The sequence below is a fragment of the Achromobacter pulmonis genome (genome assembly GCF_002885955.2).
GTDB lineage: Bacteria > Pseudomonadota > Gammaproteobacteria > Burkholderiales > Burkholderiaceae_B > Achromobacter > Achromobacter pulmonis_A.
Genome location: NZ_POQS01000012.1, coordinates 51,863 through 65,933, shown reverse-complemented (window position 1 = coordinate 65,933; position 14,071 = coordinate 51,863). Strand labels below are relative to the sequence as shown.

Below are 14,071 nucleotides of genomic sequence, written 5' to 3'. Positions count from 1 at the left end.
CACCCTATGGGGTCAGGCCACATCAATAAAGGACTTAAGGTCGGCGCCAGCGCAAAACGCCTGATCGCCCGCGCCGGTGACGATGGCCACGCGGATCGCTTCGTCGTCGCGCACGCGTTGCCATGCCTGCGACAGTAGCGCGTAGTGTTCTGCGTCGAGCGCGTTACGCCTTTCTGGCCGGTTGATGGTAATGGTGGCGATGCCGTCGCTGATGGAAAAGTCGATGGACACTAGGTTTTCTCCTTGAATGGCCGCGACGGCCCGTGGCCGTATTCCGCGCGAGCCAGTGATCAGTCTTGCCCGGTGATGCGGTCTATTTCGTCCGAGCCATAGCCGAGAGAGGCAAGAATCTCGCGAGTGTGTTCGCTCAACGCGGGAGGCGGGCCATGCGCGGCGCAACGCTCGCCATCAAAGCGCAATGGCTGAGACACTACCTGTAGCGCCGCGTCGTCGCCGCGCGGCAATTTTTGGATCATGCCACTAGCCAAGGTGTGCGGATGCGCCAGCACCTCGGAGACGCTCAGAATGGGCGCGCAGGGAATACCCACGCGAGAGAACCGCTCCGTCCAGGCATCGCGGGTATCGCGCACCAGCAAGGCGGTGACTGCAGCCAATACCTCTTCGCGGTGCGCCACGCGGCCGGCATTGGTGGCAAAGCGGGTGTCTTCGGCCAAGGCGCGCGCGTCTACCTCGCGACAGAAAACCTGCCACAGCGCATCGTTAGCCACGCCCAGCAGGATAGGACTGTCGCTGGCTTGGAACACTTGATAAGGGCACAGAGACTCATGGGCCGACCCCCACCGCCGTGGCTCGGTGCCGCGTTCCCCAAAACTCTGCATGACATAGCCCCTGAACGCCAATGAGGTGTCGAACAGCGACGCCTCGACGCGTGAACCCTTGCCGGTGCGCAAACGATTGACCGTGGCCGCCAGGATATCGATGGCCGCATGCATGCCTTTGGCGATTCGGTGGATCGCGAGAAGCTGACCAAATGCTCAGCGATCAGCAATATCCCCCATGCCGCATATTGCATACGAAACGATTCAACGCGTTAGCTCATACCAAAAGAATTAAGTGCCAGCCTCCAAAAAAAGGTTCATCGCAGAATAGCGTGGAGCGATTTGGCCAGATTTCGTACTCTTGAGGCCAGTTTCTGGTGTTCAGGAGGATCGGACGATGCTGGATCGCAAGCTGTTGGAGTCCCTGGGTGGCTGGGACGGCTATCGGGTGGATCGCGTGGTGTGGCCTGAAGGCGATGGGCGCACGGTGTCGCTGTATCTCAAGCCCACGGCCAAGGCCATGCATTGCGAGCAGTGCGGCGCGCGGTGTCGCCAGGTGCACGAGACGACGGTGCGACGCGTGCGCGACCTGCCCTTGTTCGAGTATCGGGTGGTGCTGCATGTGCCGCGACGGCGGCTTTGGTGTGAGCGGTGCGGCGGCCCGCGTCTGGAGCGGCTCGGCTGGCTGGGACGCTATCAGCGTGTCACGGATCGGCTGGCACAAGCCTGCAGCCAACTGCTGCAATCGAGCAACGTGCAGGCGGTGGCCAGGTTCTTTGATCTGGGCTGGCACACGGTCAAGACGGTGGATAAGGCGCGACTGCGTGCATCGATCCCGGAGCCGGACTGGTCGCGTATCGAATACCTGGCAATGGATGAGTTTGCCCTGCACAAGGGCCATCGGTATGCCACCGTCGTGGTCGACCCCACCAGCCGCCAGGTGCTGTGGCTTGGTCTGGGCCGCTCGCGCGAGACGGCACGGGCCTTCTTCGAGCAACTGCCCGAAGGTGCCGCCCAACGCATCAAGGCGGTGGCCATCGACATGACCACCGCCTACGAACTGGAGATCCGCGCGCACTGCCCGCAAGCCGAGATCGTCTACGACCTGTTCCATGTCGTGGCCAAGTACGGGCGTGAGGTCATCGATCGGGTGCGCGTTGATCAAGCCAATCGACTCCGGCAGGATCGCCCGGCGCGCAAAGTCATCAAGTCCAGCCGCTGGCTGCTGCTACGCAACCGAGACAACCTGGATCGCCAGCAGCGCGTGCGGCTCGATGAATTGCTGCACGCCAATCAGCCGTTACTCACCGTCTATGTCTTGCGTGATGAGCTCAAGCGGCTGTGGTTCTATCGCAAGCCCGCCTGGGCTCAACAGGCCTGGGAGCAGTGGTGTGAGCAGGCCGAGTGCAGCGGCATTGACGCGCTCAGTACCTTTGCTCAGCGTCTCAAAGCGTACCTGCACGGCATCCTGGCCAGATGCCGCCATCCCTTGAACACCAGCATCGTTGAGGGTATCAACAACACCATCAAGGTCATCAAGCGCCGCGCTTACGGCTACCGCGATCAGGAGTACTTCTTCCTGAAAATCCGCGCAGCCTTCCCCGGTAATACTCGATGAACCCAAAAAAAGGCCTCCTGCCAGTACGGGGGGCAAGCCTGTGCAGTTCTGCTTGGCACCGCGTAGATATCAGAGGTCAACAAGTAGTCCTGCCGTATCGACGGCCATGCGGTGTAGTAGTTCGCTCATCGCTTGCGCTTGCCCCTGTGCCGTGTCCGACTCAGCCTCAATCCGGTACTCGCGCACTGTGCTACGCAGTCGCTGTGGGGCTGAGCCCGTGCCCCACAGCGTGATATCGGCGACAGAACGAAGCGTACGTTCCTGGCGGTCATAGTCCAGCCGAATGAGATGGGTCTGGATGACCACGGCGGATGCTTCGGTCGCGCAAGTACCTTCGCACAATCGCCAGTTCGACAGTTGCGTGCGCAACGCCGCATGGAACTCTCTCGACGCGGCGATTTCGATGCGCTCAGCCCAATACGTATTGGGCCATTCGGCCAAGGTACTGGTGTCGGCGCGATAGCGGACGCGCCGCGAAACCATATATTCGGGCAGTTCGAGACGCCTTACTGCCGCCACACGGATGCTCGCGTTGGCATCCTGCTGCCCATCCTGGGAGGCGCCGGCTACCGGCAGGGCTGGCAGCGCCAGCAGAACCGGCGCGCGCGTGTTCGAGGTGCAACCCGCCATGGAAAGCGCGACAAATGCGGCGCCTATGACGGAAGCCAAGCCCTTTCCTATTCTGCGATTTGGCGCCAGCGCGCATGGGCGGGTGCGATTCGTATCTCGTCCTGTGTCGCTTCTCAGCATAGTCTTTGTTCCACCTGTCAGTCTGCAATCTTGCGGGTAAGAGTGACGGTTCATTCGCGCGCATTCCCGAAGATGATCGCATTCGGCCTTTCTTCCAATAGTTCGCTCAAGGATCGCAGCCCACGCGCCGCTTGCGAAAGATCACTGACGGCCGACTGCAGGTCAGCGCGCACCGGCGCGTTCGGCGAGGTCATGTCCGCCAGCTGGGTCATGGCCAGATTGGCCGATTCGGATGCCTTGCGGGTTTCTGCGAGCAACCGCACCAGTTCCGGTTGTGCGGTCACGACCGTTTGCTTCGATGCGTCGGCCAACGTTCTGATGGATTGCAGCGTCTTGGCGGAGTTCTGTTCCAGGTGAGCGATGGCTTCACTGGCCGTCTTCAACGTGGCGCGCGACTGTTCCGTCGTCAGCTTGAATTCGGTTGCGGCCGAGTCCAGCGTCGTCTGCATGGTGGACAGGGCGGACCGCATATCCTTGACGGCCGCGCGGACGTCGTTGGATATGTCGCGCAGCGGCAGATCCGCGACCTGCTCGATCAGCGCCCCGAAACGGTCGCGCAAGGCCGGAATTTCCATTTCGCCCGGCGCGCCCAGCAGCGTGGCCGGTGTGTCGGGAAGAAAATCCAGTTCGATGGCCTTTTGCCCGGTCACGATGCTCTGCATGGCCAGTCGTGCCCGCAGCCCCCGTTTCACCAGTGTCGGAAGATCTGGTATTGCATCCTCCGATCCGTCGCGGAAACGCATAGCGGACGATTGCAGTTTGACGGAAACTGGAACGGTAGTGTCCAGTGAGCGCATGTTCATTTGAATACCAACATCCGTCACTTCTCCGACGGTCACGCCGCGAAATGTGACCGGTGCGCCGACCGTCAGCCCGCTGACATTGCCGTCATAGTAGATCTTGGCAGTTTGATGGCTGCTGAGCAGATCGCTGCCGCCCAGCCAAAGCACCGAAGCAATCAGGACGATGATCGACGTGACGACAAAAGAGCCGACCAGTAAAGCGTTGCGTTTCATGAAGACGCTCTCTTGATGGGAGGTGACGCTTCTGCTGGCGGCAGGGCATCGCGATGAAGGAAGGCGTGCACCGTCGGGTGCGTCGATTGGTTCGCGAGTTCGCGGGGGCAGCCATGCGCGATAGGCTGCTTGCTATCGGCATCGAGAAAAATCCCGTCGTCCGCGATGGCAAACAGACTGGGCAGTTCGTGGCTGACGAACACCACGGCGGTGCTTGTGCGTTCACGGATATCGAGTATCAGATCGTCCAGACGTTTCGAGCTGATGGGATCGAGTCCGGCGGATGGCTCGTCGAGGAACAATAGCGGCGGTTCGGACGCGATGGCTCGGGCAAGCCCCGCGCGCTTTTTCATACCGCCGCTCAGGTCGGAGGGGTAGAAATTGGCAAAGTCCGCCAGGCCGACCCATTCGAGGACCTCCCGGGCTTTCGCGTTGCGCTGCGGTTGCGTCAGGCGTGTCTGCTGGCGCAGGGCCAGATCTACGTTCTCCTGTATGGTCATGGACGACCACAGGGCGGCGCTTTGGAAAAGCATGCCGAATCCGCTGCGCAATTGGTCCCGCTTCTCGTCGTTGCTCCTCCAGAAGTCGACGTCGCCGTAACGGACCGCGCCGCTTGCCGGAGGGAGCAAGCCCACAAGGTGCTTGAGCAGCGTGCTCTTGCCGCAACCGCTGCCGCCCATGACGGCGAAGATGCAGCCCTTGTCTACCTTGAATGACACATTTCGCTGGATCAGCCGTGGGCCGAAACGCATTTCCAGGCCTTCGACGGTGAGCAACATGATCAGATCCCCAGTGCGTTGGCGCAGACGGCGAATATGGCGTCGATGACGATGATCCCGACGATGCTCGTGACGACAGCGCCGGTCGTGGCCTGCCCCACGCCGGCGGCATTGCGGCGCGCGTACAGGCCGTAGTAGCAGCCGACCATCCCGACGAGGATACCGAAAACCACCGATTTCGACAGGCCCAGGCCCAGGTGGGGCCAGGCGAGCGAGGAAGACGTGTGCACGAGGTATCCGGCGGGGGATATCTCCAGCATTCCAATCGCTACCACCATGCCGCCGGCAATGCCCGCAACGCATGCGAACACGAAAAGCAACGGCATCATCAACAGCAGCGCGACCACTCGCGGCAAGACCAGGAACTCCATGGCGGGAAGGCCGAGGACTTCCAGGGCGTCGATTTCCTCATTTGCCTGCATCGTCGCGATCTCCGCGGCGAAGGCGGCGCCAGTGCGCCCGGCCACCACCACGGCGGTGATGATGGCAGCCATTTCTCTGGCGGTGGCAATGCCGACGAGGTCGGCCACGAATATGCCGGCACCGAACTTCGCGAGCTGCACCGCGCCGACAAAGGCCAGAATCGCGCCGACGAGAAAATTCACGATGATAACGATGGCCACGCCCCGGGCGCCGCAGTCCGCCAGCACACGGCCGAAATCTTCCATGCGAAAGCGCCACGGTCCATGCCGATACAACGCTGTCAGCAGGACTTCTCCAAGGAAAGCGACCGGCTTTTTCAGTGCTGAGATTTGTTCAGCAATAGGCACGTTCATCGATAGTCACTCTGGCAGGGGACCGCGGCAATCACGATGTACCCTCATCGAGCAAGGCATGCGCCGACACCGCGGCGATCCATTCTTCGTTGGTTGGCTCCACCGCGACCGTGACGGCGCTCTGGCTCGACGAGATGACCGGCGCGTTGCTTACGTTGGCGGCCGTGTCCAGGTGCACGCCAAAAAAGGCCAGGCCGTTGCAGATGCGGTCGCGAATGACGGCGTTGTGTTCGCCGATCCCCGCGGTAAAAACCAGCATGTCCAACCCACCCAGCGTCGCGACGAGCGCGCCGATTTCACGCACGATGCGCCGCACATAGAGCGCGAGCGCGATTCGCGCGCGTTCGCCCGTCTCGCCTGGGTCGTATTCGTGTTCGATCAGGATGCGGGGGTCGGCCGACAGGCCCGATACGCCGAGCAGGCCCGATTGGCGGTAGAGCACCTGGCCGACTTCTTCGAGTGTGAGCTTTTCGATTTCCATCAGATAGATGACCGCGCCGGGATCGAGCGCGCCGGTGCGTGTCCCCATCATCAGGCCGTCGAGCGCCGAAAACCCCATGGTGGTCGCGACGCTTTGCAGGCCACGCATGGCGCACAGGCTGGCGCCGCTACCCAGGTGGGCGACAATGGTGAGCCCGCACGCGGCATCGCCATGGCGCTCCGGCAAGGTGGTCGCCATATAGGCATACGACAGGCCATGAAAGCCGTAGCGTCGCAGGCCGCGCTCCCAGGCAGCATAGGGCAGCGGCAGCATCTGCTCCACCTTGGGCAGCGTGTGGTGAAAGCCGGTATCGAAGCAGGCGACCTGCACGATGTCGGGACGCTCGCGCAGCAGGATCTCGATGGCTTCCAGCGCGAAAGGCTGGTGCAGCGGCGCCAGGGGGATGTAGCACTTGAGGTCGTCGAGCACGTGGTTGTCCACGCGCACGGCATCGAAATACTTGCTGCCGCCGTGCACGACGCGGTGCGCCACCGCCGAGATCTGGCGCCCCTCCAGGCGAGCGATCACGCGCCCGCGGATGAACTCGAGCGCCGCGTGGTAAGGCTGCTTGGCGTCAAGGGGGATGGGTGCCGACGCGATACCCGTCTCGTCGGCGCGCGGATCGGGGGAGCCGATGCCTTCCACCTTGCCCTTCCAGAGTGGGCTGCGCGGGACGGGCTCGGCCTGCGCATCGAAGACCGCGTATTTGATGCTGGATGAGCCGCAGTTCAGCACCAGGATGAGATCAGGAGAAGTCGATGTGGGGGGCATGGCGTGCGGTTTCCTTGGTGGCTAGCGCGCGGTATAGCCGCCGTCGACGACCATGGCGCTGCCGCTTACGAAGCTGGCGCCCTCGGACAGCAGGAAGGCGATCGCATGCGCGATTTCTTCGGCGCGGCCGAGCCGGCCCAGAGGATGCAACGCAACCAAGTTTTCGCGCGCGGCGGTGTCATGGCGGTTCAGGATCGGCGTATCGACGTAGCCCGGATGGATCGAGTTTATACGCAGTCCTCGGGGCGCATAGGTCAGCGCCGCCGAGCGCGTCAGCCCCGTCACGCCGTGCTTGGCGGCGACATAGGCAGCATTGGCCGGACTGCCGACCAAGCCGAGAATGGACGACATATTGACGATGGCCCCGCCACCTGAGGCCAGAATGGCCGGAATCTCATAGCGCAGTCCGTATAGAACGCCGTTCAGGTTGATGTCGATGACGCGTTGCCAGTCGGCTTGCGACACCTCGCCCGCCGGCGCAGGCGTGCCGCCGATGCCCGCGTTGTTCACCGCGAGATGCAGTGCGCCAAATGTCTCTAGCGCGCACTTGACTGCGGCTTCGACCTGACTGGGATCGGACACGTCGGCCACATTGCCGATCGCCTGGCCGCCAGCGGCCTTGATCGATTCGACGACGCGCTCGACCGCGTTGGCCTGCACGTCCGAGACGACCACGGACAGGCCGTTGTCGGCCAGCAAGTGGGCGGTGGCCTCGCCGATACCCGACGCCGCGCCGGTCACGAGGGCAGTTTGACCTGAGAAGGTATATTTCATGGCAGTTCTCCAGAGGATGAGACGGGGCCGGTCAGATGGTAGGGACCGTCATGGTGGCGTTGCGCGGAAGTGGTGGGCGACCGCCACCGCGATCGCGTAGGATGCGATGCGCGATTCGCGTGAATCGGCGCGGCTGGTGAGGATGACAGGCACGCGTGCGCCCAGCACGATGCCCGCGCTGCTGGCCCCGCCCAGGTAGATCAGCTGCTTGGCCAGCATATTGCCGCTTTCGAGGTCTGGAACGACGAGAACGTCGGCCTGGCCGGCGACCGGCGAGCGGATGCCTTTGATATGGGCCGCGGCGATCGAGACGGCATTGTCGAAGGCCAATGGCCCGTCCAGAATGCCGCCCGTAATCTGCCCCCGGTCTGCCATCTTGCACAATGCGGCGGCGTCCAGGGTGGCCGGCATGTCGCCGTTGATCGTCTCAACGGCGGCCAGAATGGCCACCTTGGGCTCGGCCACCCCGATCACTTGGGCCAGTCCGATGGCATTGCGCACGATGTCGGCTTTCTCCTTGAGCGTGGGAGCGATGTTGACCGCGGCATCGGTGACGATGAACGGGCGGGGATACGCGGGGGTATGCAGCAGGAAGCAGTGGCTGATGCGGCGCTTGGTGCGCAATCCCGCGCTGGGCGACACGATGGCCGCCATGAGTTCGTCGGTATGCAGGCTGCCTTTCATCAGGGCTTCGACTTCTCCCTTGCCGGCCAGAGCCGCGGCTTCGGCGGCAGCGGCGTGACTGTGGGGGACGTCGATGACGGTGCATCCGTCCAGACTCAACCCGTGTTCGGCGGCCACGGCGGCGAGCTTGTTGCGCGGGGCGATCAGTATCGGTTCGATCAGGCCGGCATCCTGCGCTTCCAGCGCCGCCGACAGGCTGACGTCGTCGCAGGGATGCACCACACCCACGCGAATCCGCCCCTTCGGCGCCACCCATTCCAGCAAGTTCCGTAATCCATCCCTCCCGTGGACGTCCAGGCGGATCTCCGGCAAAGCAGCGCGGGCACGCTCGATGCGCTGGCCGGGCGCGATGACTACGGCTTCGCCTTCTATCACGGCCTTGCCTTGCTGGTCGATGCAGGCGCAAGCCAGCGTTACATGACGTGTGGCCGGATCCTTGGCGGTAACGGTCACTTGCACGGTCAGACGATCGCCAACCCGGATGGGCGCCAGGAAGCGCAGCGCCTGGCTGCGATAGACGGTGCCGGGACCGGGCAACTGATTGCCAAGCACTCCCGACAGCAAGGAAGCCCCCCACATGCCATGGGCGACGATCTCCTGGTATGGCGTGGTTGCCGCGAAATCGGGATCGATATGCTGGGGATTGAGATCGCCGCTCAACAAAGCGAACAACTGGATGTCTTCCAGCATGAGGGTGCGCTCGACGGCGGCGCTCTCGCCTATCGTGATCTCATCGAAGGTACGGTTACGCAGCATAGGCGCGCGGGTTTCGCGATTGCTCATTTCGAGAGTCTCCGGCGGCTGGTCGCAGAGGAGGGGCGCTTGTTGTCGACGGTCTCCGATGCTGCCGAGGGCTCGCTCGGCGCGGAGGGGGTGGCGGTCGGATGCTGGGCAGCAGCGTCTGCCGAGGTCCGGACGATTCGATTCGCCTGCGCGGTCATACGGACGGCATTTTCGAGGTCGACCGCCCCGGCTAGCAGCCCTTGCACGCGCTCCAGCGCCGTCTGGGCATCGGCCGTGAGCGGAGCGCCGTCGATTTGGGCCAGTTGCGTGATCGACGTGGAGATTTGCTCGATGACCTCGGGGGCGGTCCCTTTGAGCAGAGAGGGAATGGGTTCGATCGCCTGGTCGCCGTAGGCGGCGAGCAGCACGGCCTGCGTTCGGACCAGACGACGAAACGACGCGAGATCCTGGCCCTCGGTCAGTCCCACGTCCGGCAACTGGGACGCATAGTGGAAGTAGCGCTCGTCGATCTTCTCGTGATGCTGAAAGACGTAGAACAGCGCGCGCAAGGAGACTTCCAGCGCACCGCCTTCGTGAAGCAGGGTCTGCAAATGCTGCATGGCTTCCTGCAGGAAGCGGCGGTGCTCTGGAGAGGCCCCGGGATGCGTGCGCACCGGCGTTCTGTCGCCGTAAGTCTGTCCCGCCAGCGCCTGTATCCACGGCGAGCCGAACAAGGTGTCGAACGTGATGGCGTAGATGCCGTCGCGACGGTCGCGATACTGGTTCAGCGCCTGGACGACGGCATCCGATATGTTCTGCTGCAGCTGCAGGAAGGGATTGCCGGCCGGCACGGGCGCGCGCTGTTCGCGGATGTCATCGGCGAGCTTCCCCATGGCCGCGGCCAGCGGGTTGTCGCTGGTCCACGCCTCGAACGACAGGCGCAGCGGGTGCAGCTTGTGCAGCCAGGCGGCCGTATAGGGGGTGGAGAAGGCGCGGACCCAGGGCTGCACGAAGCTGCGGTACAGGGCCAGATTGATCTCCGAAATACGCGCCGCCGCGCTGAAGCGGCGATCCGATTCGGGATCGGGCCGGACGATGGCCCGCACGTCCTCGACGCCGCTGCGGTGGATCGACAGCAGATAAGGGTCGTTCACATCGCCGGCGTCTTCGGGAACGTCGTCCACTGTGGCGCGGTAGATGCCGGCAGGCAGCAGGTCGATCTGGTCTATCGTGCTGGCGAACTTGCGATGTTCTTTTCTGCCGACGCTGCCGGAGACGAAAATCCCCAGGTGGCCGATGCTGGGGTGGGTGGCGTAGACGATGGTCTGGTCGTGCCCGATGACTTCATTGTCGTCGCGGTACAGGTCGGTGATCCAGCCCAGGGCCTGCGCGGGCGGCGTGATGTTGTCGCCATGCGAGCAGAACACCAGGATGGGCGATTTGATATTGCGCAGGTCGATGCGGATGCCGTCGGAGGTGATCAGCTGCGCCGTGGAGAGCTTGTTGCCGATGAACAGATTGTCGACGATGTACTGCATCTCGACGTCGTTCAGGAACACATGGCCGCCCCAGTATTTTTCGAAGCCGATATAGCGCGGGCCTTCGGTGTCGATGTTGGCGTACAGGTGGTACTGCTTGGTCCACAGCGTATTGGCCGGATCGAGGTTTTCGAAGTTCTGAACCAGCCAGGCGCCGTCGAAGCGGCCGGCGCCGGTGTCGCCCGTCAGGGCGGTCATCCAGCTGCCGCCCATCAGCCCGCCGGCATAGCGCATGGGGTTGTCGCCGCCCCAGTAAGAGACGGGCGTGCCGGCCACGATGATGGGGCCGAACAGCTCCGGCCACACGGCGGCGGTCATCAGGATCTGCCAGCCGGCCTGGCAGTTGCCGATGACGGCGGGCTTGCCCTGGCTGTCCGGGTGCAGCTCGGCCACGCGACGCAGAAATGCCGCTTCGGCGCGCATGACGTCCTCGACGGTCTGGCCGGGCACCGGGTTGGGCAGAAAACCGACGAAATAGCAGGGGTGGCCGGCCGCCAGCGCCGCGCCGATTTCGCTGTCGGGCTTGAACCCGCCGATGCCGGGCCCGTGGCCGGCGCGCGGATCGACCACGACGAAGGGGCGCTTGGTGTCGTCGATGACCTGTCCGGGCTGAGGCAGGATGCGCGCCATGCCGTAGTTGACCGGCCTGGGCAGATCGAGCCCGGACATCACGACTTCACCGGGGAAGTTGAGTACATTGGGCGCCGTCTTGCGCAGTTGTGCCTGGTACTGGTCGCCGACCTGCCGCTCCACGTCGGCATAGAGCACCGCGCGCTGGCAGGCATCGACCGTGTAGTCGGCCCATGCCTGCGCCAGCCCCCATGGGTTGGCCAGCCATTGCGTCCAGGGGGCATCGGCGTTGCTTGTTTTGTCGTTCATCTTCGTGGCCTCGGTTCGTCAAGCGGCTTCGATGGTCAGCGCCACGCCTTGCCCGCCGCCGATGCACAGCGTCGCCAGGCCCTTGCGCAGCGCGCGGCGGCGCAGTTCGTGCACCAGCGTCACCAGGATGCGGGCGCCCGATGCGCCGATCGGGTGGCCGAGCGCGATGGCGCCGCCGTTGACGTTGACCTTGGCGGTGTCCCAGCCGAGTTCCTGCGCGACGGCCAGCGACTGCGCGGCAAAAGCCTCGTTGGCCTCGATCAGGTCCAGGTCGTCCAGCGTCCAGCCGGCCTTGTCCAGCGTGCGGCGGGTGGCCGGGACGGGGCCGATGCCCATGATGGCCGGATCGACGCCCGCGCTGGCATAGCTTTTGATCCAGGCCAGCACCGGCAGGTCCAGTTCCTTGGCCTTGGCGGCGCTGGCCAGCAGCAGCACGGCGGCGCCGTCGTTGATGGTCGAGGCATTGCCGGCGGTCACGGTGCCGTCTTTCTTGAAGGCCGGCTTGAGCTTGGCCAGGGCCTCGACGGTGGTTCCGGCGCGCGGCTGTTCGTCCGTGTCGAAGCGCAGCGGATCGCCTTTGCGCTGGGGGATGAAAACCGGCGTGATCTCGTCCTGGAAGCGGCCCGAGGCGATGGCGTCGGCGGCCTTGCGCTGGGAGGCCGCCGCGAAGGCGTCCTGGGCTTCGCGCGTCAGGCCGTGGCGCTGCGCCAGGTTTTCGGCGGTGATGCCCATGTGGTAGTCGTTGAAGGCGTCCCACAGGCCGTCGCGGATCAGGCTGTCCTCGGCGTGGGCGTGCCCCAGGCGCAGGCCGGTGCGCGCCTTGGGCAGCAGATAGGGCGCCAGGCTCATGCTTTCCTGCCCGCCGGCCAGAATCAGCCTGGCATCGCCGCAGCGGATCGCCTGCGCGGCCAGGTGCACGGCCTTCAGGCCGGAGCCGCAGACCTTGTTGAGGGTCAGCGCGGGGACTTCATGGGGCAGGCCGGCGGCAATCGCCGCCTGGCGGGCCGGGTTCTGGCCGCTGCCGGCCGTCAGGACTTGTCCGAGGATGACCTCGTCGATCTGCGGCGGCGCGACGCCGGTGCGTTCGAGCACGCCGCGGATGAGCGCGGCGCCCAGCGCGTGCGCCGGCAGGCTGGCGAGGGAACCCTGAAAGCTGCCGATGGCGGTGCGCGTGGCGGCGATGATGGCGATGTCGTTCATGACAGTTTGCTCCTGATGAAGGAAGCCTCGCGTGCGGGACGGCGCGGCGAGGACGGTCCTTGCGGTTCAATACATATGCTGCCCGCCGTTCATGGAAACATTGCTGCCTGTCATGAACGCGGCCTGTTCGCTGCAGATGAAGCCGACCAGGGCGGCGATTTCGTCGGGCCGCCCGAGCCGGCCCACGGGGATGCCCGCCTCGATCTGCTTGCGCACGTCCTCCGGCATGGCCATGACCATCTGGGTGGCCAGGTAGCCCGGCGAGACCGTGTTCACCGTGATGCCCTTGCGCGCGACTTCCTGCGCAAGCGCCTTGGTGAAACCGTGGATGCCGGCCTTGGCCGCCGAGTAGTTGGTCTGCCCGAACTGCCCCTTGTTGCCGTTGATCGACGAGATGTTGAGGATGCGGCCCCAGCCCCGCGAGAGCATGTCGTCGATGAACAGCTTGGTGACGTTGAACATCGAGTCCAGGTTCACGCGCAGCACCGCATCCCAGTTGTCCTTGCTCAACTTGCGGAAGGTGGCGTCGCGCGTGATCCCCGCATTGTTGACCAGGATGTCCACGAGATGGCCGTCGTCGCGGATGCGTTCGGCCATGTACTGGCAAGCGCCGTAGTCGGACACATCGACGTCGTAGGAGTGAAAGGTGTAGCCAGCCTCGGCTTCTTTGCGCAGCCAGATCGCGGCGTCTTCATCGCTGCGGGAATGGGTCACCAGGACGGTATGCCCCGCGTCGTGCAGCACGCGCGCGATGGCCTCGCCCAGGCCGCCCATCCCGCCAGTGACTAGCGCGGTGCGGGGTTCATTTGCCACGGCTCGCGTCCCCGCTCTGAGCGCCGGTCACGGTCGATGCCGCTTCGGCCCATTTGGCGCCCCACTGATTGAAGACGTCGAGCAGCGGCTGCGCCGAACCCAGCTTGCTGGCGGATTCGATGGTGACCTGCTGCCATTCTTGAATGGCTTGTTGCAGGCCGCGCGTGAGCGCAGCCTGGTTCTCGATGGCAAGCTGGTTCAGTGCTTGCGTATCCGTGACACGTTGCTGGAATACCCGCCAGAAGGTCTGGGATGGCAATGTGGCGAGCGCCTGCCAGTTCTCGGCCTTGAGCAAGCTCTCGATCTGGGCGGTGGACTCCGCCATGCCATCTTTACCGGCCTTGACGACGCTTTCGAGCCAGCGCTGTCCGCATTCTTGCGTCAGCTTGGCCAGACGCAGCTGCAGTTCAGCGTTGGCTTTGAAGAAGCCAAGCGAGAGCGTATCGGCATTCATAGTGATTCTCCTAGTACGTTGGGTGTCCCATCGGGA

General features: G+C 64.1%; 14 protein-coding genes. 1 reads left to right on the top strand and 13 read right to left on the bottom strand.

Translation table 11 applies throughout. The features are described from left to right. Window positions 1-12 precede the first annotated feature (12 nt). Both C1I89_RS31465 and C1I89_RS31460 read right to left on the bottom strand, forming a co-directional pair. A complete protein-coding gene (locus C1I89_RS31465; protein WP_102776166.1) occupies window positions 13-231 on the bottom strand; it encodes an enoyl-CoA hydratase/isomerase family protein in 219 nt (72 codons plus the stop codon). Window positions 232-290: 59 nt separating this feature from the next. Further along, entirely contained in the window at window positions 291-965 is a 675-nt protein-coding gene (locus C1I89_RS31460; protein ID WP_369008029.1) for a CaiB/BaiF CoA transferase family protein, read from the bottom strand. A 211-nt stretch (window positions 966-1,176) separates the two neighbouring features. On the opposite strand from C1I89_RS31460, the gene C1I89_RS31455 reads away from it, so the two are divergent. Continuing rightward, window positions 1,177-2,397 carry an ISL3 family transposase gene (locus C1I89_RS31455; protein ID WP_102770835.1) on the top strand — a complete coding sequence of 407 codons (1,221 nt, stop codon included), beginning with the start codon at window positions 1,177-1,179 and terminating at the stop codon, window positions 2,395-2,397. Between the two features lie 69 nt (window positions 2,398-2,466). Here the strand turns inward: C1I89_RS31455 and C1I89_RS31450 are convergent, their stop codons facing one another. From C1I89_RS31450 to C1I89_RS31400, 11 genes are all read right to left on the bottom strand, one after another. Continuing rightward, window positions 2,467-3,066, bottom strand: a complete 600-nt coding sequence (locus C1I89_RS31450; RefSeq protein WP_181391097.1) for an ABC-type transport auxiliary lipoprotein family protein — start codon at window positions 3,064-3,066, stop codon at window positions 2,467-2,469. Between the two features lie 131 nt (window positions 3,067-3,197). Then, on the bottom strand, window positions 3,198-4,163 hold the full coding sequence (locus C1I89_RS31445; RefSeq protein ID WP_102776163.1) for an MlaD family protein: 966 nt from the start codon (window positions 4,161-4,163) through the stop codon (window positions 3,198-3,200). Beyond that, a complete protein-coding gene (locus C1I89_RS31440; protein ID WP_102776162.1) occupies window positions 4,160-4,942 on the bottom strand; it encodes an ABC transporter ATP-binding protein in 783 nt (260 codons plus the stop codon). Before C1I89_RS31440 ends, C1I89_RS31445 begins: the two co-directional genes overlap by 4 nt. A gap of 2 nt (window positions 4,943-4,944) precedes the next feature. After that, window positions 4,945-5,718 (bottom strand): MlaE family ABC transporter permease, encoded by a 774-nt coding sequence (locus C1I89_RS31435; protein ID WP_102776161.1) that lies wholly within the window; start codon window positions 5,716-5,718, stop codon window positions 4,945-4,947. Between the two features lie 31 nt (window positions 5,719-5,749). After that, the gene (locus tag C1I89_RS31430; protein WP_102776160.1) at window positions 5,750-6,970 is read right to left on the bottom strand and encodes an acetate/propionate family kinase; all 1,221 of its coding nucleotides are present in this window, start codon (window positions 6,968-6,970) and stop codon (window positions 5,750-5,752) included. Window positions 6,971-6,991: 21 nt separating this feature from the next. After that, on the bottom strand, window positions 6,992-7,744 hold the full coding sequence (locus C1I89_RS31425) for an SDR family NAD(P)-dependent oxidoreductase (protein WP_102776159.1): 753 nt from the start codon (window positions 7,742-7,744) through the stop codon (window positions 6,992-6,994). Between the two features lie 48 nt (window positions 7,745-7,792). Continuing rightward, on the bottom strand, window positions 7,793-9,211 hold the full coding sequence (locus C1I89_RS31420; RefSeq protein ID WP_102776158.1) for a bifunctional enoyl-CoA hydratase/phosphate acetyltransferase: 1,419 nt from the start codon (window positions 9,209-9,211) through the stop codon (window positions 7,793-7,795). Then, window positions 9,208-11,568, bottom strand: a complete 2,361-nt coding sequence (locus C1I89_RS31415; RefSeq protein ID WP_102776157.1) for a DUF3141 domain-containing protein — start codon at window positions 11,566-11,568, stop codon at window positions 9,208-9,210. The genes C1I89_RS31420 and C1I89_RS31415 overlap by 4 nt, the downstream gene beginning before the upstream one ends. 18 nt (window positions 11,569-11,586) lie before the next feature. Further along, the gene (locus C1I89_RS31410) at window positions 11,587-12,768 is read right to left on the bottom strand and encodes an acetyl-CoA C-acetyltransferase (RefSeq protein WP_102776156.1); all 1,182 of its coding nucleotides are present in this window, start codon (window positions 12,766-12,768) and stop codon (window positions 11,587-11,589) included. Window positions 12,769-12,834: 66 nt separating this feature from the next. After that, window positions 12,835-13,581, bottom strand: coding sequence for an acetoacetyl-CoA reductase (phbB, locus tag C1I89_RS31405; RefSeq protein WP_102776155.1), 747 nt, complete (start codon window positions 13,579-13,581; stop codon window positions 12,835-12,837). Then, on the bottom strand, window positions 13,571-14,035 hold the full coding sequence (locus C1I89_RS31400; RefSeq protein ID WP_102776154.1) for a phasin family protein: 465 nt from the start codon (window positions 14,033-14,035) through the stop codon (window positions 13,571-13,573). The genes phbB and C1I89_RS31400 overlap by 11 nt, the downstream gene beginning before the upstream one ends. Window positions 14,036-14,071: the final 36 nt, after the last annotated feature.

Bases quoted from the DNA above. Each gene is read 5' to 3' on its own strand.
- C1I89_RS31455 (WP_102770835.1), top strand. From the start codon at position 1,177: ATGCTGGATCGCAAGCTGTTGGAGTCCCTGGGTGGCTGGGACGGCTAT.
- C1I89_RS31445 (WP_102776163.1), bottom strand. From the start codon at position 4,163: ATGAAACGCAACGCTTTACTGGTCGGCTCTTTTGTCGTCACGTCGATC.
- C1I89_RS31440 (WP_102776162.1), bottom strand. From the start codon at position 4,942: ATGTTGCTCACCGTCGAAGGCCTGGAAATGCGTTTCGGCCCACGGCTG.
- C1I89_RS31435 (WP_102776161.1), bottom strand. From the start codon at position 5,718: ATGAACGTGCCTATTGCTGAACAAATCTCAGCACTGAAAAAGCCGGTC.
- C1I89_RS31430 (WP_102776160.1), bottom strand. From the start codon at position 6,970: ATGCCCCCCACATCGACTTCTCCTGATCTCATCCTGGTGCTGAACTGC.
- C1I89_RS31425 (WP_102776159.1), bottom strand. From the start codon at position 7,744: ATGAAATATACCTTCTCAGGTCAAACTGCCCTCGTGACCGGCGCGGCG.
- C1I89_RS31420 (WP_102776158.1), bottom strand. From the start codon at position 9,211: ATGAGCAATCGCGAAACCCGCGCGCCTATGCTGCGTAACCGTACCTTC.
- C1I89_RS31415 (WP_102776157.1), bottom strand. From the start codon at position 11,568: ATGAACGACAAAACAAGCAACGCCGATGCCCCCTGGACGCAATGGCTG.
- C1I89_RS31410 (WP_102776156.1), bottom strand. From the start codon at position 12,768: ATGAACGACATCGCCATCATCGCCGCCACGCGCACCGCCATCGGCAGC.
- C1I89_RS31400 (WP_102776154.1), bottom strand. From the start codon at position 14,035: ATGAATGCCGATACGCTCTCGCTTGGCTTCTTCAAAGCCAACGCTGAA.